This is a genomic window from Ralstonia sp. 22111, assembly GCF_052045895.1.
In the GTDB taxonomy this organism is placed as follows: Bacteria; Pseudomonadota; Gammaproteobacteria; order Burkholderiales; family Burkholderiaceae; genus Ralstonia; species Ralstonia wenshanensis.
In genome coordinates, this window is the sequence record NZ_JBQEPR010000003.1 from 475643 (window position 1) to 495475 (window position 19833).

At 63.4% G+C, this 19833-nt stretch carries 12 protein-coding genes; 8 read left to right on the forward strand and 4 right to left on the reverse strand.

Annotation, left to right across the window (positions count from 1 at the left end; translation table 11 throughout):
• Positions 1-132: 132 nt before the first annotated feature.
• The 3 genes from ACTJK4_RS11115 to ACTJK4_RS11125 all read right to left on the reverse strand — a co-directional run bounded on the left by ACTJK4_RS11115 (position 133) and on the right by ACTJK4_RS11125 (position 7357).
• Positions 133-3147, reverse strand: a complete 3015-nt coding sequence (locus ACTJK4_RS11115; protein WP_440817935.1) for a phospholipase D-like domain-containing protein — start codon at positions 3145-3147, stop codon at positions 133-135.
• A 5-nt stretch (positions 3148-3152) separates the two neighbouring features.
• Positions 3153-6431 carry a type VI secretion system Vgr family protein gene (locus ACTJK4_RS11120; RefSeq protein WP_440817936.1) on the reverse strand — a complete coding sequence of 1093 codons (3279 nt, stop codon included), beginning with the start codon at positions 6429-6431 and terminating at the stop codon, positions 3153-3155.
• Positions 6432-6580: 149 nt separating this feature from the next.
• Positions 6581-7357, reverse strand: a complete 777-nt coding sequence (locus tag ACTJK4_RS11125) for a hypothetical protein (protein WP_440817937.1) — start codon at positions 7355-7357, stop codon at positions 6581-6583.
• A gap of 261 nt (positions 7358-7618) precedes the next feature.
• Here ACTJK4_RS11125 and ACTJK4_RS11130 point away from each other — a divergent pair, with 261 nt between their 5' ends.
• From ACTJK4_RS11130 to ACTJK4_RS11165, 8 genes are all read left to right on the forward strand, one after another.
• Complete coding sequence (locus ACTJK4_RS11130) at positions 7619-8476, forward strand: M15 family metallopeptidase (protein ID WP_232039413.1); 858 nt, start codon at positions 7619-7621, stop codon at positions 8474-8476.
• A gap of 25 nt (positions 8477-8501) precedes the next feature.
• Positions 8502-8771, forward strand: coding sequence for a PAAR domain-containing protein (locus ACTJK4_RS11135; RefSeq protein WP_440817938.1), 270 nt, complete (start codon positions 8502-8504; stop codon positions 8769-8771).
• Between the two features lie 11 nt (positions 8772-8782).
• A complete protein-coding gene (locus ACTJK4_RS11140) occupies positions 8783-10267 on the forward strand; it encodes a hypothetical protein (RefSeq protein ID WP_440817939.1) in 1485 nt (494 codons plus the stop codon).
• A 52-nt stretch (positions 10268-10319) separates the two neighbouring features.
• Positions 10320-14279, forward strand: a complete 3960-nt coding sequence (gene tssM, locus ACTJK4_RS11145) for a type VI secretion system membrane subunit TssM (protein ID WP_440817940.1) — start codon at positions 10320-10322, stop codon at positions 14277-14279.
• Positions 14276-15271, forward strand: coding sequence for a type VI secretion system-associated protein TagF (tagF, locus tag ACTJK4_RS11150; RefSeq protein ID WP_045203965.1), 996 nt, complete (start codon positions 14276-14278; stop codon positions 15269-15271). The genes tssM and tagF overlap by 4 nt, the downstream gene beginning before the upstream one ends.
• Before the next feature lie 2 nt (positions 15272-15273).
• Positions 15274-16089, forward strand: a complete 816-nt coding sequence (locus tag ACTJK4_RS11155; RefSeq protein WP_037032349.1) for an OmpA family protein — start codon at positions 15274-15276, stop codon at positions 16087-16089.
• Positions 16090-16244: 155 nt separating this feature from the next.
• Complete coding sequence (locus ACTJK4_RS11160; RefSeq protein ID WP_433868036.1) at positions 16245-17078, forward strand: hypothetical protein; 834 nt, start codon at positions 16245-16247, stop codon at positions 17076-17078.
• 73 nt (positions 17079-17151) lie between these two features.
• Positions 17152-18723 (forward strand): TIGR04222 domain-containing membrane protein, encoded by a 1572-nt coding sequence (locus ACTJK4_RS11165; protein WP_440817941.1) that lies wholly within the window; start codon positions 17152-17154, stop codon positions 18721-18723.
• Between the two features lie 5 nt (positions 18724-18728).
• On the opposite strand, the gene tssA is transcribed toward ACTJK4_RS11165, so the two are convergent.
• The gene (tssA, locus tag ACTJK4_RS11170) at positions 18729-19805 is read right to left on the reverse strand and encodes a type VI secretion system protein TssA (RefSeq protein ID WP_440817942.1); all 1077 of its coding nucleotides are present in this window, start codon (positions 19803-19805) and stop codon (positions 18729-18731) included.
• Positions 19806-19833: the final 28 nt, after the last annotated feature.

Here is a 19833-nt window from a genome sequence, read left to right on the forward strand (position 1 = left end):
GATTGGCTCCTCCGCATGGCCACCTCGGCCGCAGGCAGCTAGAAGAACGGTCACAGCACAGACTGTTAGTCGCCGTACGCCAGCTAGAGAGAATCGATACTGCATCAATATGTTTCCTATTTGCCTATTCTTCTAAGTGTTCATCCGATCCGATTGCTCGGGAGATAGCGCAGCAGTCTGTTGGGACATATCCAAACCGCCCTCAGGGCCAACGTCTGCGAGTGTCGTCAGATTCATTCCAGAGTTGTTGTCCTCGCCCTGCGTCCACATGATAGGTAGAGCCACAATGAATCCACGCACACCTACAGGGGCACGTTCCGGCAGCAATTTTTTTGCATCCCACGTAAAAGACTCTGCTCTTGGTCCGGGGTCGCGCCAAAAACGCTCATTGAAAGGCATGTAGCCTTCCAGTTTGGACTCGTCTTTATTCCAAGTTGGCCAAATGGACGTTGCCTTGTCGAGCGCAGGTAAAAATGGGAATGCTTTTCTATAAGCCACAGCATTATTCGCAGCAACTTTCTGTATCACTCTCCACGTTTCGGGATCAGCCGGCTTGTCCAGGGCCGCCCCGAGTTCGGTGGCTGCCGCCGAGCCGCTCATCAGCCCAAAGTGCTTGCGCCACAGCGCCTTACGCAAATTGTGCGCCGATACGCCTACGTTCTGGATGTTCTTGCCGTCCAGCGGCACCGATATGGGTGAGTCGTCGTGCATGATGACGGCCAGTTCCGAATCCCGGTCGCCCATCTGACTGCGGTCGTTAATGTTGGCACTGCCAAGTACCACGGTGCGGTCATCAGCGATCAGCAGCTTGCTATGGATATAGATCTGCTCTGTTACCGGCCTGCCACCGATCGTGTCCCAATTGCGCAGGTTCAGTAGCGTCAGATATCGCGCCCACTTGTCGTTCGAAACGCGGCGACCGAGCTCCAACGAATCGACGTCTTGTGCTGCCACCACCGCCTCCCGCCAAGAGATCTTCCGCTCCTTCACATACTGCTTGGCCAACAGCGCACGGCGGACCCGGTTCACGAGACTGTCAGAACCGAACACCAGCGATTGCATCGTCAAATGCAGCTGCGTCATGATGTTCAACGTGTCGAGGGTTCCCTCTGGGTGTACAGGCAATAAGAGATACGCGTGAAACGACAGGTCATCTCGAATAGCTCGGGCAATACGATCACCCAGCGCCTTGCCAATCGGGTTCAGCAACGTCTTCTGCGCCGGCCCCAATGCAGCAAAACCTGCGATCGTGCCTTGGTTGCCGGCAACCTTCATCAGATCGTTGATAAAGTCAGCACCTCCGCCCTTCAGATCGCTGCGCACAGAGTCTATTTGGCTCCAGCGCAAGCGACTTAGCATCTTCGAAGCCGGTACGCCATCGATGCCCAGTTGCTTGGCGTACTTCGCATACCCGGGGGATCCACGAAGATCAAGCAATGCCCGCATCGGGCCTGATCGGCTGCCTTGTGCATTCGCCCCCGCCTCATCATCGCCAATGATCTCGTGGCCGTGTTCAGACTGAAAGAACTGGCCTTCGATGTACACGAAGTGAACCGCTCCTTGAATCGCTCTAAGCATCGCGCTCAGGCATCCGCTCTCGCGAACGGTGGGTACCGCTTGCTCACCTTCGCCCAGGGCCTCTGCTTTACGCATTTTCAGAGGTGCACTACGCAGTAGCTGGATCCAGCATTTCCCGGGCATCCCCGCGGGCTCTCCCGGCGGCTCCGCGGGCTTAACTGGACGGTGCTCAGTTGCAATACGAGGCGCTTTCAGTGGCTTATTCATGCCCATCTTCTTCAGCAAAACCTCGACGGTAGCGCGATCGCTCATTTCATACTGCTTAGCCACACCATTCCATCGACGCACGAAGTTGCGGCTCAGGTCGTACACAGATGGCCCTTCAATACGGCTATGGACGTCATGCCACGGCATGCGCGGCTGCTTCTCGGGGTCGACACTCTTGGCGCCTACTGGCAATAGCTTGCCTAACTTGACTAAATTCTCATAAGGCGCCTCGCGTGTAGCACCCTGCGCCTGTAGAGCTAGGACAACCCGAATTGCAAAAGATTGGATGGCGGCCGCAGTTTCCTCCAGCAGATGTGGAGGCAGATTCGCCAAGCTTGCGCCGTTCAGCCACGCCAGCAATGCCGTCGCTTTGTCTTGGACTTGCGCGCTGCCAAAGTCGCGCAGCTTCCTGATCTTCGCCCGCGTGCCCGCATCCAACTGGTGATACGCCCATTTGGCCGCGGCCGTGGCGGCATTCTGACCTGCGTCGACAACAGCCTCGCGGGCCTTATGAACAAAGTCTGGGACTAGATCGACGGTATTCCACCAGTCGGAAACTTCTTTCTGGGTGTCCTTAACCCGATCACTTGCGGTGCTCCACATATCCATGGGTACCGCCAGTTGCTTCATGGGCGCCGAAAGAAGGAACTGCGCAACACTCCCAAGCTTGTTGTCAAAGCACGCAGCCACCAGTTCGGCGCGCGTCAGATAGTCGCCTTGCTCAACTTTGGAGAGCGAGTGGATTGCAGGTACGCAGCTGTTATAGAGCTCGCTTCCTTGTCGCCCATCCGACTTCAGCAGGAAGCGACCGTCGTCTCGCCGGCCATACGCCAAGTCAATCCCGCCAACAAAAGCGACCTTGTTGTCGATCACGACCTGTTTCTGGTGATGCGAGAACGCAATACCCAGACCGCCGGCCTGATCGCACTGCGATACCGCAGGCAACACAAACGCGCGAGGCGCAGAAAAACCAGCGTTGAGCTGGAGAATGGCCAGTGCGGTTTCAAAGTCGCCTGTATCGACCCCCGCCTTTGGTGACATCCATGGCATCACGTAGACGCTGGCGCCGCCCTGCACGGCGGTACGCAAGCACGTCCACAGCGTCTTCTTTCCGGTGAGCACCACGTCGAAGTTCACCTGCCAACCAGCAATGAAGACGCAAGTTTTGGCACCCTCGATCGCACTGGCAACCTGCTCGAAATACTCTGCGCCTGTCGGATAGTAGTGAACGGCGTTGCCTTTCCTTGCTTTCGAGAAAAACTCGTCCCCTTGAAGGAAGCAACCCGGAGCCGAGGCAGCAGTCTTTGCTGGCTTTCCGTCTTTCCCGACAATCTGGTGGATCTGCTTTTCAGGTGCGCCCATCTGACTTACTTGGTGAGTTTTTCGTAGATCTGCTTGGCAGAATCGGCGTCGAGCGCCTGCCGCGCATAGCTCAGGTGATGCTGGGTTTGATCACTCGTCATGGTGGCGGGCAGCTCAGCGGTGAAATCACCTGCATTCAATGCGTGGCGTGCTGCGTCTTGCTCCGTCCAATCGTCCTGCTGCTCTGCCACGTTGATTCGAACGGTTTGCCCCGGATACACCAGCCAAGTGGCGCCGGGGTTGCTGCTGTAGGCTCGTGCCAAGGCTTCGTGCTGTTCACTCGTCAGATTCAGATGTCCATCCTGATCCGTCACGCCTTGTGCAACGAGATGCTCGTCCGCAATCAACCCAAGCCCTTCAGGCGCATCCCCGGTTGCGATCTTCCATGGCGCGTGAGCGATGGCGTGCCCCCCAAGGCCAGGCGTATTTGCAAGCTTCATGCTGAATTCCATGGGCTTGTACGGAATGGCTGACACGGGGAATACAGGCAGTGGATAGTCCGCATTAACCGGCCCCTGAAACACCCGCTGCGCCGCCTTATACGTAATCGGCCCCGCACACTCCACGGTGATATTCCCACCTTCCAGCGTGATCGACGCCCCGCCGGCCGTGGCGATGCGAATGCGCTTGGCGGCTGCAAAGTCCACATTCATATTGGCCGACACCAGCTTCAGGTCCTGCTTGGCCATCAGCTTGAGCACGTCATGCTGGGCTTGCACGTCGATGTTGTCTTGCCCTGCGGTGAGCTGCAGGCCGATGTTGTTGTCACCCGCCTTCGACAAACCTGCGGCCACGCCAATCGCCTGGCCGGCATGCATGCGCGCCTGTTTGCCGATGGCGAGGTTGGTGTCTTGGCCGCTGCCCAGCGCGATGCTTTCGCCGTTGGCGAGCTGCAGGTCTTGCCCCGCCACCATGACGAGGCCCGCTCGGCCTGCGAGATGCGCAATGGCCTCGCCCTGATGCGGCACCTTGCCTTGCGTGTTGGTGTTGCCGGCGCTGGCGTCTTGCTTGGCTGCGTCGAGCGCCTTGCCGTCGACCATACCCGCGACTGCTTTGGCTTGCTTGGCCAGCGGCGCGTCGTCGTTCTTGGCGGTGTCGAGCGCGGCGGTCTGATGCGTGACCGCGCCTTGCCCGAGCGATGACGTCAATTCCTTGGCTTGCTTGATCAGCGCAATGCCGGCCGCGTTGTCGCCGGTGGGCACGGCTTTGCCGGTGCTGGCGTCGCGGTAGGTGGTCAGCAGCAGGCCGGCTTGGCCCCGCACGGCGGCGTGGCCATCGGTGCGCAGCTCAAAGCCTTGGCCACGGAAGCTGCCGCGCCGGTTGTCTTGCTGATGGACAAGATGGCCCAGGTTGAGCTGGCTGAATTGCTGCGTGGTGGCGAGCTGCGTGCGCAACTGGCCGTCGCTGTCGTCAAAGACGAGGTGGTTGTAGCCGCTGCCGCCGTGTTCCGCGCTCTTGAAGCCCGTGTGGGCGGCGGCGTTGCGGTGGCCTTCAGCCTCAGTGCCCATGCCGTGCCACGCGGGGCTGTGGCCGCCGGCCACGTTGCCTTGCGCGCTTGCGGCGCTGTCGCTGCCTTGCTTGTAGAGGGCTGTGCTGTCGCTTTGGTCGGATGCGCCCTGCCCGCCCGGCGTGGGCGCAATGCCTGCTTCGCCTTGGCCGTTGTACAGCGAGCCGATCACGACGGGCTGGTCGATGTCGTCTTCGCTGAACTTGACGAGCACTTCCTGCCCGATGCGCGGCAGCCATTGCCAGCCCATGCCGGAGCCGGCCTGCCGCTGCGCAACTCGCACCCAGCGCGTGCTGCGGTCATCCGCGCGCTCGCCTTGTTGCCAGGGAAACCGTACGCGGATTTCACCTGCGGGGGTAGCGTGGTGTTCGCCGTCTCCGCCTGCCTGCGTCTGGCCGTCCGGGCCGACCACGATGGCGCTGTGCACGCCTTGCGCGGTGGGCGCGGCGTAGAGGCGGCCGCAATCCGGTTCTGTCACGGCCGGGCGCCAGGGCCTGCGTGCGACGCTTGCGCGGAACATTCCGGCATAGCCGTGCGTGCGTGCTGCCTTGAGCAACTCGCCAGTCGGCGTGCTGCGTTCGATGGGGCCTTCTGCTTCCTGGAAACCGAAGATGCCGGGGCCGGACTCCGGCGCGCTAGGCGGCGTATCGAATTCCAGCGCGGCATCGAGCCCGCCCAAACGCTGGCTGAGCGCGTTGTGCGTATCGACGGTCAGGTTGTTGATGCCGCAGTGTTCGACCAGATCCATCAATAGCGGATAGGCGCCTTCCACGTCTTGCGGCAGGTGCGGGCAATCCACCACCTGCAGCCGCGTGCCGCTGCGCAACGTGCGCACCGTGCCACGCCCTGAAAACAGCAGCGCGCGGGCTTCCAGGCTTTCCATGACCTGTTCGGCAATGCGCTGGGCATTAGCGGAATCGGGTGCGAGCGATGGGCTGATCGACAGGTATGCATCCGGGCTGCCCGCGCTGGTAGCAAAGCGTGCGGGCGCGTGGGCTCGGGCGTTCTGCTTGCCTTCCGGGTCCCACGCGGCCACAGCTACCCCGCCTACCGTTGTCCGCGTGTGGCAAACCAGTTGCTGAATCGCGTCGCGCTCTTCCAGGCTGTGCGCGCGGTGGAAGCGGATACCGCCCGCCGCTGCCGATTCCGCATCTTCCTGCAGTTGCGTGCTGTCGGCAAAAATCACCAGCGTGTGGCCGCCATGCGCCTGGTCGTCTTCCACCGTGGTAAAGCCGAGCCCCGCTTCGGCCAGCAGGCGCGTGACGAAGTGGTAGTCGGTCTCGCGAAACTGGGCGATGTGCGCGCGCGTACCAAAGTCGGCCATGCGCGCTTCGGCACCGGCCGCATAGCGCCACGAGGCATACGGCTCGTACGGCGACAGCATCTGCTCAAAAATGTCCGCGAGCGGCCGGTTCTGGAACACCTGGCTGTGGCGCTGCTGCGTGGTCAACCAGAACCAGGGCACCACGGTCAGGCGATAGCGTGTGAGGCTCCCATCCGCGCCGAGCTTCTCGGCAAGCCGGATCAGGCCAGTGCGCTTGGTCTGCGTTCCGTCGGCCAGCGTCGTGACCAGCGTGACGCGCTGGCCCAGCAACGACTTGAGCGCGATGCGCGCATTGGCGCTGACGGCCACCACGCGCCATTCAAACAGCTCGGACAGCGCCTCCCGACCGAGCCAGGCTTCGACCGCAAGGTCTGCAAGCGCCCCGTCCCCCTCCAGCGTGTATAGGCGGCGTGTGGGTGCGAAGAGGTTCTGAAGAAGGGTCGTGGCGTCCATTCGCTGTCCGATGCTGCAACGCGTGGCGTATCACGGGGCGATTTCGTGAAACCAGCGCGGGCATTTACAAGGCAGCGCAATGTCGAACATCGCAGCCGCCTCCGCTCAATCACCCGGTTGCAAAAACAATCAACCGGGCAGCCTGGCGGCTATTGCCCTTTGAAAGTGGTTGAATTGGCGGCCTTATTGGCGGCATTCTGCGGCGCAAGCAAAGCGGCCAGCAGATCAGCGTCAGGATCATCAGGCGCCAATGTACCCTTTCGGTTCTTGGCGGCTTTGGCAGTTGAGTGCGCCTTCGGCTTTGTTGGCTGCTGCAGCGCCTTAAATGGCGTATTGGTCGATTTGGCCACCAGCTTGGCGGTTGCCGTCTTACCTTCGTCGGTATCCGCCGTGGGGCTGGCAGACTTTACCGCCACGGAATGCGCCGCCGGCGCCTCATCATGCGCCTCCTTGGCGGGCGCGCTGGCAACCGACGCGTTATCGCTCTTCTCGCTCTTTTCGCTTGCGTGCTCTTCGCCCGGCGGAACGTTGACGATGGTGGCGGCTTGCACTTCCGCCACGGGCTCGCTTGCGGAAGCGACAGGCGCGGCAGTGGCCGCAGTGGCCGTGTGAGCGGCTTCCGGCGCCGCTGCCTGCGTGGCTGCCGGCGATTGGGCGGCCGTCGGCGCGGGTTGTTCTGCCACCTGGGCGGGCGCGGATTCGCCGCTCGGATTCAGCATGATCCATGCGCCAATACCGGCGGCGAGCACCACAACCGCCGCTGCAACGCCATAGCGCTGCAGCGACTTTTTCGGTCCCTTGCCGCTGGCCGCGACGCGGCCTTCCAGGCTCGCCAGAATGCGCGTATGCCCGGCCTCATCGGTCTCGGATTCAGAATTGAAGAGCGTTGGAGGCCCTTCTTGTTTCAAATCGCCGTTATTACTCATCACGGGTCCAGAATTGAAATAGAATGCGCGGCGAACGTATGGATTACAAACAACCGCCGATTCCGGTGGTGGCTGCTGATTCTAAGTCTGGCCTTGCTGAAAGACAAATGATTGACGTAGGTTGCGGTATTTTCTTTATCGTTTCTTAATATTTCTGCGTAGCGAGCGCCCGATTATTACCGTTTATTAATAATTTAGGCTTCTAAATACAGATATAAATCTGGATGAATTGACGTAGGCGCCCACGCTCCGCAGGTCGGTATGGTTTTTCTCGCTCTTGTTCTCTACTTCGTTGCCATGGTGGTGGTGGCTGCCGTGCTGCTGCTGCCGTCGGTACGGCAGCGCTGCGCGGCGTTGCTGCGTGCCCAGTGGCGGCGCTTGAGCACGGGGGCGGCGGTGGTGGGCGCGCGCTCGGCAGGGTCGTTGCGCGAGTCGGTGGACAACGCAACGTCAGGGGTATCGGCGTTCAAGCAGTTCGTGGTGCGGCGGCGGATGTTGCTGCTCGGTGCACTGGGTGTGCTGTCGGTGCCGCCCATGCTGGCGCTGGCGCTGCGCGAGCAGCAGTCGTTCGAGTTCGATGACGATCAGGTGCGCGAACCGGATCCGCACATCTCGGCGCTGCTCAATGGCGAACGGCTGGTCCCGCCGCCGCCCTTGCCGCCCGAGGTGTTCACCACGCGTGAAGTCGAGCAGATCCGTCCGGCCATCCGCGATGCGAGCCGCGACTGGAACCTGCTCGACGCGGATTTCCGCCAGCGTTTGCTGCTTGTCTACAAGATCATGCGCGACGAACACGGATACGAGATGGCGCTGCTCGAAGGCTACCGAAGCCCCGAGCGGCAAGTGAAGCTGGCGGCGATGGGCAGCAATGTCACGCAGGCCACGGCGTTCCAGAGTTATCACCAGTACGGCCTGGCGGCGGACAGCGCGTTCTTCCGCGACGGCAAGCTGGTCATCAGCGAAAAAGACCCGTGGGCAATGCGCGGCTACGAGCTGTACGGCCAGACGGCGGAATCGGTCGGCCTGGTATGGGGCGGCCGCTGGAAGATGATGGATCTGGGCCACGTCGAGTTGCGCCGCAAGGGCGTGCTCGGCAAGCAGCCCGCACCAAGACAATGACGATAGGACACATGGAGAGCATGCAATGACACGGCCCTTCATCCTGCTGGGTGACAAGACCGACCACGGCGGCGTGGTGATCACCGCATCGGGCAACACAAGCACCGGCGGCAAGGGCATCGCCTGCGTGGGCGACAAGGTGACCTGCCCGCGGAACGGCCACGGCGGCACGACCGTCATCGTGACGGGCGACCCGAACGTCATCATCGACGGCAAGCAGGCGGCGCGCCATGGCGACAAAACCGCCTGCGGCGCCACGCTCCTGCCCAGCCAGGGCAACACCGGCAGCATCTGAACGCGCACGACATGGTTGCAAGACTCTTCCGGTCCGGGCTGACGCTGCTCGCTGTCTTCGTGGTGGTGTGGATTGCCGTCATTGTGTGGTGGCAGTCCGTCAACCGCATGCCGACCACAGGCGACATCCTCACCTACCTGCTGTTGCTGCCGGTCGGCATGCTCGTAGGCTATTGGGTCATCAAGCGCGCGCTGGATGGCATCCGCTCCAATGTGGTCGCGGGCCGCGAGCTGGCTGCCGCCACGCCGGCCGCCGCAGGCACCGACGCCAAAGCCGCAGACCCGCAAGACGCCACGCGCCAATGGCGCGCCGTGCTGCTGGCCAGCGCTCTGCGCGCGCCTGCAGGCAGTGATGCGGCATCGGTGGTGGACGCAGTGCAAGCCAACACGCAACCGGGCCTGACCGATGTCCAGGGCTTCGGCCAGCCCATCTTTGCAGCGCAAGTGGAAGGCATCGACATCGAAGACCTGCGCGCCGAGCTGGCCGAGCATCATCCTGACATCGACTGGCTGGACGAACGCCTGCGCGCCCTCTCGCTCGCTGGCCAGGTAGCCGAAGAGCTGGCCGCACATGCCGTTGCGCAGGTTCCGGAATCGACCGCCCCGGAAAGCACGCGACTGATCATCACCGCCCTGCTCCCGCGCGAGTGGACACCGCAGCATCAAGCCGCCGCCGATGGGTGGCTGCGCCAACGCATCGCGTTGATCTGGCCCGCAGACCGACTGACGCTGGAGCCCATCACCGCCAAGGGCGATGCCGATGCGCTGCTGCTGCTCGATCGCGCGACGCAAGGCGTTAATCGCGCCAGCGACGAGCGCGTGCTGCGCATGGTGGTGGTGGCGGATTCGCTGGTCGGCCCAAGCGCTGTTGAGCAACTGATGCAGCACGAGCAATTGTTCGAAGCCAATCGCCAACACGGCCGCGTGCCGGGCGAAGCCGCTGCGGGCGTGCTGCTGTGTGGGCCGGCCATGGCGCAAGGCCTGCTACCGCCGGCGCTGGAAGGCGAAGCCGCTGCATCGGAGCCGTTCACGATCACGCGCGCCGGCGTGGCGCGGCTTGAATCGCCGACGCCCGATCGCGGCCTGCCGCAACTGCAGGCGCTGGGCGATGCCGTGGGCCACGTGCTCGATACCTTGGCCGCCACACCGGTCAAGGCCAAGCAGGACGCCGCGCCCGCCGAGAACGCAGAAACTGCCGAGGGCGATTCGGCTGCCGAGGCGATCACCATTGCCGGCGTTGTCTCAGACACTGGCATGCACCCCGTGCGCACCGTCGAGGTGGCACGCGTGTTTTCCGAACGTTTCCCCGCGCTGGACCTTGCCGCAGATCTGCTGCCCGTTGGCACACCCTGCGGCTATGTGGGCGCCGCGGGCCCGCTGCTCTCGGTGGTGGTGGCGCACCAGTTGAGCCAGCAGACCGGCAAGCCGGTGCTGGCCATTACCGCCAACGACATCCAGCAGCGCGGCGCCATCGCGGTGGTGCCCAGCCTGACGTGACCTCGTTCCTGATTTCGATTCCGATTCTGTCTGTTCCCGAGCCGAAGGCAACATGCAACGCTTCCTGAACTTCCTGACCAACTCACGCACGCTGTCCATTCTTGGCGTGATCGTGCTGACCATCTTCCTGCTCCTGATGGCGCAGACCTTTGAGGTTGGCCTGGTCTGGGTCGGCGTCGCGCTAGGCGTACTGCTCGCGCTGTGGCTGCTGACGTATCTGTGGAAGCGCTGGCGTGCGCGTCAGGCCAGCAACAAGCTGGAGGGCGTGCTCGAACAAGCCGCCACCGACAAGGCCGCCACGCCAGACAAGCGTGAAGAAGTGGAAGCCCTGCGCGTGCGCCTGGCCGAAGCCGTCAAGACCATCAAGCGCTCCAAGCTCGGACAGATGTCGGGCAGCGCAGCGCTGTACGAGCTGCCCTGGTACATCGTGATCGGCAACCCGGCGGCGGGCAAGAGCACGGCCGTGTTGAACTCCGGCCTGCAGTTTCCGTTTGCCGACAAGGGCGGTGCCGTCATCCAGGGCATTGGCGGCACGCGTAACTGCGACTGGTTCTTCACCACCGAAGGCATCCTGCTCGACACGGCCGGCCGCTACTCGGTGCACGAAGAAGACCGCCGCGAGTGGCTCGGCTTTCTGGACCTGCTCAAGCGCTATCGCCCCAAGGCGCCCATCAACGGCATCGTCGTCACGGTGAGCGTGTCCGAACTCACGCAAAACCGCCCCGAATTTGCCATCAACCTGGCCAAGAACCTGCGCCAGCGCGTGCAGGAACTGACCGAACGCCTGGAAGTGTTTGCCCCTGTGTACGTGATGTTCACCAAGGCCGACCTGATCACCGGCTTTACCGAATTCTTTGGCGACAGCGAGAAACAGGAGCGCGACCGCGTCTGGGGCGCCACCCTGCCCTTCGAGCCGGATTCAAAGCCGGACGTGGCGGCCGTGTTCGACCAGCGCTTTGACGAGCTGTGCGACGGGCTGAAGGAAATCAGCGTGGCGCAGATCGCGCTGCACCGGAACAACAAGCTCTCGCCGGGGCTGCTGAGCTTCCCGCTGGAATTTGCGTCGATCAAGCCCACGCTGCGTGCGTTCCTGATGACGCTGTTCGATGAGAACCCGTTCCAGTACAAGCCGGTGTTCCGTGGCTTCTACTTCACCAGCGCGCTGCAGGAAGGCGCCACCAACAGCGTGTCGGCCGAGCGCATTGCGCGCCGCTTCGGCCTGTCGACCGACGGCGCCGCGCGCACCCGCGAAGTGTTCTCCAAGAACGGCTTCTTCCTGCGCGACCTGTTCTCGAAGGTGATCTTTGCCGACAAGCAGACGGTGCGGCAATTCGCCAGCCCCGCCAAGACGCGACTGCGCATCGCCACGTTCTTTGCGCTGGTGCTGGCGCTGGGCGTGATGCTGGGTGGCTGGACGTGGTCGTACATGGGCAACCGCACGCTCACCGCCAACGTGCAGGCCGACCTCGACAAGATCGTCAAGATGCAGCAGAACCGGGTAGACCTGCAGGCCCGCCTGGAGGCACTCGACATCCTGCAGGACCGTATCGAACAGCTCGACCGGTATCGCAATGACCACCCGCTGGCGCTGTCGCTGGGTCTGTACCAGGGCGACATGCTGCAGCACAAGCTGCTCGACGAGTACTACAACGGCCTGCGCCAGGTCATGCTCAAGCCGGTCGGCGGTGCGATCGAAACCTTCCTGGCCGAAGTGAACGCGCATCCGGATCAGTTGGCCCCGATGGTGCGGCCGCCGGAAACCGGTGCGGTGATGACCACGTCCGTGACGACGGCCACCGCCACCATGGCTGGTGCCTCGGGTGTCTCAGGTGCCTCGGGCGCGGCCGCCAATGCGCCTGCTGCACCAAACCAGGCCACGGCTTCAACCGGAGCCAAGCGTTACACCGATGCCTCCCCCACCAACGTGGAAGACGGCTACAACGCGCTCAAGACCTACCTGATGCTGTCGGACAAGCGCCACGTGGAAGTCGCGCACCTGACCGATCAGATCACACGCTTCTGGCGCGGCTGGCTGGAAGACAACCGGGGCAACATGCCCCGCGAGCAGATGATCCGCTCGGCGGAGCGCAACCTGTCGTTCTTCCTCGCCCGCGTGAACGACGACAACTGGCCGCTGCTGGAAGCCAACCTCTCGCTGGTCGACCAGACGCGTGAGAACCTGCGCCGCGTGGTGCGCGGCATGCCCGCACGCGAACGCGCATACGCCGAGATCAAGGCCCGCGCGTCCACGCGCTACGCCCCGATGACGGTCGCACGCATCGTTGGTGACACCGGTGCAGGCCTGGTTGCTGGCAGCTACGCCGTGCCCGGCACGTTCACCAAGGAAGCGTGGTTCGGCTATGTGCAGTCCGCCATCAAGGAAGCTGCCAACAAGGAACTGCAGACCAAGGATTGGGTGTTGAACGTTGCCGCCCGGGACGACCTCACGCTGGAAGGCAGCCCAGAGCAGATCCAGAAGGCGCTGGTCACGATGTACAAGACCGAATACGCGCGCGAATGGCAACGCTTCATGCAGGGCGTGGCGATCCAGGATTTCACCAGCTTCGATCAGGCCGTCACCGGCATGAACCTGCTGGGCGATCCGACCAACTCGCCGATCCGCAAGGTGCTCGACACCGCGTACGAGCAGACGTCGTGGGACAACCCGTCGATGTTCAACGCCGGCCTGAAGCAGGCCAAGACGGGCGTGCTGGGCTGGTTCAAGCAGTTGTTCGCGCGCCAGACGCCGTCGCAGGTGAACGTCAACGTGGACGTGGGTGGCACTGCTGAAGCCGGCGCCATCCCGATGGGCTCGGTTGGCAAGGAGTTCTCGGGGCTCGCACGCGTGGTGGTCATGCGCGACGACAAATCGCTGCTGCGCGGTTATATGGATTCGCTCTCCAAGGTGCGCACGCGCTTCAACCAGATCAAGAACCAGGGCGACCCGGGGCCGGGTGCACGGCAGTTGATGCAGCAGACACTGGACGGCAACGGCTCAGAACTGGCCGACACGCTCAAGTACGTGGATGAGCAGATGCTGACCGGCATGACCGACAGTGAGCGCGCAACGCTGCGTCCGCTGCTGGTGCGTCCGCTGCTGCAGTCGTACGCGGTGGCGATCCGCCCGGCCACCACCGAAGTCAACAAGGTGTGGAACGCGCAGGTGTATCAGCCGTTTGCCACCACGCTGGCAGACAAGTACCCGTTTGCGCCCAACGCCAAGATCGAGGCCAGCGCGGCCGAGATCGGCCAGGTGTTCGGCCCGGATGGCGCGATTGCCAAGTTCGCCAGCACGACGATCGGTCCGCTGTCGGTGCGCCGTGGCGACATGATCGCCTCCCGCACCTGGGGCGACCTGGGCATCGCGTTTGTGCCAGAGTTCACCACGGGCTTCACGCGCTGGATCGCGCCACTCACGGGCGGCGCGGCCGGAGGTGCAGGCGGTGCAGCAGCCGCAGCACCGCAGACGGTGTTCCAGATCCTGCCGGTGCCGTCGCAAGGCGCGACCGAGTACACGATCGAGATCGACGGACAGCAACTGCGCTATCGCAACACGCCGCCGCAGTGGGCCAACTTCGTGTGGCCGAATCCGCAAGGCACGCCGGGTGCGCGCGTGACGGCCACCTCGTTTGACGGCCGCACCGTCGAGCTGCTCAACGAGCCCGGCCGCTTTGGCCTGGAGCGACTGATTGCCACGGCCCAACGCAAGCGTCGTCCGGATGGCGCGTTCGATCTGTCCTGGACGAAGGACAACCTGACTGTATCGATCAGCCTGCGCATCATCAGCAGCCCGCAGACTGGCGGCACGACGGCATCGGATTCGCCGCAAGGCCAGGGCCTGCGCGGCCTGCGCTTGCCGACGTCGATTGCCGATGCATCGGCACCGCAGAACACACTGACCCCGCCCGCCCCGGCAGCGCCCGCAGGCACGCCGCCTGCCGCGCAAGCGGCCGTGTCAACGCAGGCCGCACGCCACAGCATCACGGAAGAGCAAGGAGGGACGGCGCAATGAGCCAGACCCAGTTGCAGCTTTCGTACTTCGGCAAGCTTCCGTCGCGCGGCGATTTCGTCAAAAGCGCCAACAATGTCCAACTGCTCGACACGCTGGACCGCTGGCTGGCACAAGGCATGGAATTGCTGGCCGAAGCGCCGGATTGGAAGACGACCTACGACAATTGGAAGCCGGTGCAGTTTGCGTTTCTCGGCTCGCAGAGCAAGCTCGCCATTGCGGGCACGCTCATGGCCAGCAGTGATCTGTCATCGCGCCGCTTTCCGTTCCTGACGGCGGCAGCCATGGAGGTCGATCGCCCGATCAACTTCATCGCGCGCAGCCCGATTGCGCTCGCTCGCCTGTGGACACGCGCCGGCCAGCAGATGATCTCGCTCGGCACCGCCACCGACGCCACCGAGGGCCTGCGCCTGCTGGCCGAAGGCCAGCACGGCGTGGAGACCGGCACGGGCGGCACGAGCACGCAATCGCACGACGCCAGCTTTTCGGATTTCATCGACTTCCAGACCGTTGCCGGCCTTGAGCAGATGCTGCGCTCGGAAGGTCACAACATCCGCCTGCGCCGCACGTTGCTGGCGCTCGGCACGCTGCTCCAACCCGTAATGGCGAACGGCTCGTCGCGGCTTGAAAAAGGGCTCACGCTGCCGCTGCCGGCAGACCCGCTCTATCGCAGCCTGGTGGCGAGTTTCTGGCTGGAGCTGGTGTCGCGCTTCCTCCAGCGGGCCGACTTCGAGCTGTCGCTGTTCCTGGGCGACATCAACGGCGCCGAGCGGCTGGTCATCGGCTTCAACGGGGCGTCATCGCGCACGCTGCACAGCGTCATGTCGCCGCTGGCGTATGCCGAACAGAACATCAACATCGACGATCCGGAATGGGTCGACCAGCACGTCAGCGGAGATTACGGCTTGGCCAAGTTCGTGAGTTACCTGGATCAACCGCAGCTCTCGCTGCGCGTGGCGGTCGATACCTTCCGCGAAGTCTTCATCGGAGAATGAACATGGGTCTGGATGCAATCAAGCGCGGCTTCCGGCCTGCAACCTTCCTGGCGAACGCTGCAATGCTGGTGTGCCTGGGCAGCGCCCTGCCCGCGCATGCCGCTGCTGGCGACGCTCCCGTGCCGGGTCAAGTCGTGGCCGGTGGCATGGTGCCGGACGAAGCCACCAAAGCGACCGTGCTGGCCAAGCTGCGCGAGCTGTACGGCAGCGCCAACGTGGTCGATCAGATCGAAGTGGGCAACGTGGTGTCGCCGCCCAACTGGTCGGCCAACGTGCAGAAGATCCTGTCGCCGGCCATCAAGCAGGTCAATCGTGGGCAGCTCAACATCGACGGCACGCAGGTTTCCCTGCACGGCGACGTCGGTAACGAGGCACAGCGACAACAGCTCACGAGCGACATGGCGACGGCGCTCGGCCAGAGCTACACGATCAAGAACGGGCTGCGCGTGGCGGCGGTGTCCGAGCAAGGGCTGCTGGACCAGACGCTGGCCAACCGCATCATCGAGTTTGAAACCGGCAGCGCCACGCTCACGCCCAAGGGCCGCGCGATTCTGGATGAAATGGCCGCCGTGCTGCCGCGCCTGAACGGCCGCAAGATCGAGATCGTCGGCCACACCGACAACTCCGGCAGCCGTGCGTTGAACCTCAACCTGAGCCAGGCGCGCGCCGAGACGGTCAAGAACTACCTGATCGCCAAGGGCGCCGAGCAAGGCACGCTCACCGCGATGGGCGTGGGGCCGGATCAGCCTGTGGCGGCCAACAACACCGATGAAGGCCGGTCGCGCAATCGGCGGATCGAGTTTCGGGCGAGTAAGTGACGCGGGAGGATGCACGCCGACGGGCGCGGTTGCGTGAGCCGTCGACAGCTACCCCATTACAGCCGGGTGATGAACGGCGTGCCTCCATCCAGATCCGCCTCGAGTACCACGACCCCACCAGGAGACCATCGCAGCCCATCGCGCAATTTTCTCCGATGAAAGAGCGCATCTGGTGGTTATGGTGCCATTTGGTATGGGCGTGGCAGCAGCTTGAGCACTGGCTTGCCAGTCGACGACAGGGCGCGCCCGTCGCGATCGTCAGCGGAATCATTCGCTCAGTACAGGTGGATAACGCGGCATTCAAGGCATATGAGGCCATGGGATGGAGCGTCGACACCAATGCGCGCAGCGCACATGACTACACCGACGATATCTCGCGAGACACCTACTATCGCGTGACCCCCGTCGTCATTACGCTGATGGACGACCGGGTCATCCACTTCTGCGAATACCAGGTCACGGACCGTCGGGTTTCGTCCAACGCGCCCTATTTCGCGGGCCTGAACGGCATGCGCGTGCGTGCTGCAGGCTGGTGGGACAACGACTGCTTTTCAGCGTGGGGCATGCGCTTAACCGGCCGTCGCGAGGCTCAGACTGTCTATGTTGCAAAGCGCCCTCGAGAGTTGCCCGAACCGCTGGACACCATAGTGTCGCGCAGGAGCCCCCACTTTAGCGAGGCGATCGGCCTTCTCGGTTATTTCAGCGCGCTGATGCTCGTGATCATGCTTTTTTTTGTGGGCAGCGAGTTTGGCCTCGAAGGCGTCGGCCCTGTCGCGGGGATGATGGTCGGGATGTTTACCCTGGCGCCGATGTTGCTCGTGATCATTTCACAGACGTTGATGCGCCTGATGGCGGGGCCCCTGCGCCCGATCCCAGAAATGATGGTGGCTGGTGAATACGGCAACCGCCATCTCCGCTTGCGCAGCTTCGACTTCGGCCGCTGTGAGCGCGCGGTGTTTCAGGCGCTGGAGCAGCCACAGCAGGAGTAATCGTCGCGATCTGCTGCCAGTGCTACTGCCCGGCGGCTCAGCCTCTAGGCACATACGGCGGACAACAACATAGATGACATCGCTCACTCCATCGACCTCCCCCGGTTCCGCCTCCGCACACCAGGCCGCTTCGACCGAAGCAGATCGCCAGGCCTGCCTGCTTCGGCTGAGCCAGTATTCACCCGATGCGCCTGACGCGCCGGTGCCCTACAGCCAACGTCTGGCCCAGGCTGAAGGGTGGTCGCGTTTATACACGCTGACCGTCATCGAGGAATACAAGCGCTTTGCGTATCTGGCGGTGTTTGCAGGGCACCCTGTCACGCCTTCCGAGGCCGTCGATGCCGCCTGGCATCTCCATCTGCAATATTCGAAAGAGTATTGGACGGTGTTTTGCGGAGAGGTACTGCGCGCGCCGCTTCACCATGCGCCGGGAATTGGCGCCCCGGACGAAGACGACACCTACGCGCAGCACTACCAGCAGACGATCGATAGCTACCGGCGCACGTTCGGCGTCGAACCGCCTGCCGACGTCTGGCCGGCGCCGGAACCAGCGCAACCGGATGGTGCGCCTGAGGCTGCCAGCCCCGCACCGCATCCGCCGCCCCTTGCTACACCGCCGCGCACGTCCACCGCTCGCTCGATCATGCCTTCCGTATGGCTTCTGATCGGAGTCATCCTCATCGTCATCACCACGAACATCGCATCGGATTTCGATGTGCTGAACTTTCCGGGGCCGCGCTTTCTCGCGTTCTATCTGGGCGTGAGCGTGATGGCGTGTCTGCTGATCCGGGGCCTGCATCGCGCGGCGTACGACCGCCAGCCATGGGGCGCCGCCGATGGCAACGTGCCCCGCCAGTTGGCGCCTGCCGAAGCCGCGCTCATCAACGGCGACGCCACGCGAATGGCGCAGGTTGCGACGCTGGCACTGCTCGGCGCGGGTGCGATCCGCGTTGCTTCTCCTGCAAAGAGAAAACGTGACCGCAAGACATACGTGGTCGCGAACGAAACACCAATGCCCCATTGCCACGTCAACGCGTGGACATGGCTCGCACGTCAACCCCAGCGCCGTTCGCCATGGCCAGCCTTTCGGGATCGATTCCTCGACGAAGCCATCGACATGACAGATCGGCTGCGCCACGAAGGTTGGATGTGGGCCGCCGGCGCGATGCGCGCAACGACTGTCGCTGCATGGGCGATCGGACTATCGGTGCTGTGGCTCGGGGTGATAAAGGTATTTGTTGGCCTGTCCCGAGAGCGCCCGGTGATGTGGCTGCTGGTCGAGATGGCGCTGTTCGGAATCGTCTACTGGTGCGTGACCGTGCAGCTGATCGGCGTAGGTCGTGCGGGCCCCACCGCAGGAGCCCGCGCCGAGCTCGATGTGCATCGTCAGCGTAGCCAGCAGGCGCCCAAGGCTAGTGTGTCGACAAGCGATCTACTGTGGTTGGCGGCGTTTGGCGGCACGAGCGTGCTGGCCAACACAGTGTGGGCAGGATACCGACCGATGATGGGAACACCCGCCGGCGCCAGTTCCGGCGGCTCCGGAGGCGACACGTCGAGCAACTGCAGCTCAAGCAGCAGTAGCTCCAGCAGTTGCAGCTCGAGTAGCTGCGGATCCAGCGGCTGCGGCGGTTGTTCAAGCAGCTAGCCTGTTCAGCTCGCGCTTTCCGACGGCGGATCGCCCAGGCCCAGCAGCTCCTCAATCTGCGACAGCGTCGCATCATCCTTGACCACCGTGCGCAGCCAGGCGTGCAGCGGCATGTCGCCCCACTTCGCGGCGCGCGCGGCGAGGTAGGCAACAGGGCTGTGCGGCTCGGTCTGGCGGAAGAACTCAGCTACATCGCGCAACTGGTTCAGCGCCTGGGCGCGCGTGCGGATTGGGCCGGAAACCACGGTTTCGATGGCGGCGCCGGCGGAAGACTGCGCTGTCTGTTGCGGAGCACTCTTCGCCTCCACGGCAGTTGGCTTTGGCTCCGGCTTGCCACCAAAGCGCTCCACCAACGCGCGCACCGCTTGCAATGCTTCACGTGCGGGGCGGAAGCTCGGCGCATGGTCTCCAGCACGAGCATCCAGCACGGATTCCAGCCGCAACAGCGCAGCGCCACAGCCCACCACATCATCATGCAGCGTCTTGTAGAACGCCGGCAGCGTGGCGCGCCGTGCAGACTCGAACTGTTCCTGCGTGATTTTTCCGCGCGACAGCTCGTCAGCCTGTTCCGGATCGCGGCGGATGGCTTCGACCAGGCTGGTCGCAACTTCCCAATCGACGAGGCTATAGCCGCCCTTGGCCGCATCCACCAGCGGCACCTCGCGAATGAGCTGGCTCGATCGCGTCGCAAGCCACGCCATGCTGCCCGTGCGGGCTTCGGGGTCGTCGGCTTCAGGCAGCGGATAGATGTGTTCCCAAAACTGCTCGCACAAACCGGCGATCAGCTCGTAGCCCTCGCGCAGGCCGGCGAAGCCACGCTCCTTCGACAATGCCTCGGCCAACCATGCGGCCAGCCGCAGATCCTTCGTGCGGTTCTGCAGCAGCGACGTGCTCTGGGCGATGACGGCACGCCAGTCGGCCTCCTTGATCTCCGTGACCCACTCGCCCTGATCGAGCGACGGGTCATCAAACCGGCGCGCATCCTGGATGCTGTCGAATTCTGCAGAGAAGAGCATGTCTTCGCCGCACGGTTGGGCGCCAGGCAGCGGAGCGAGCAATTGTTCAAACGGAAGAGAGGCCATGATCGGAAACGAAACCGGAATGCAATAC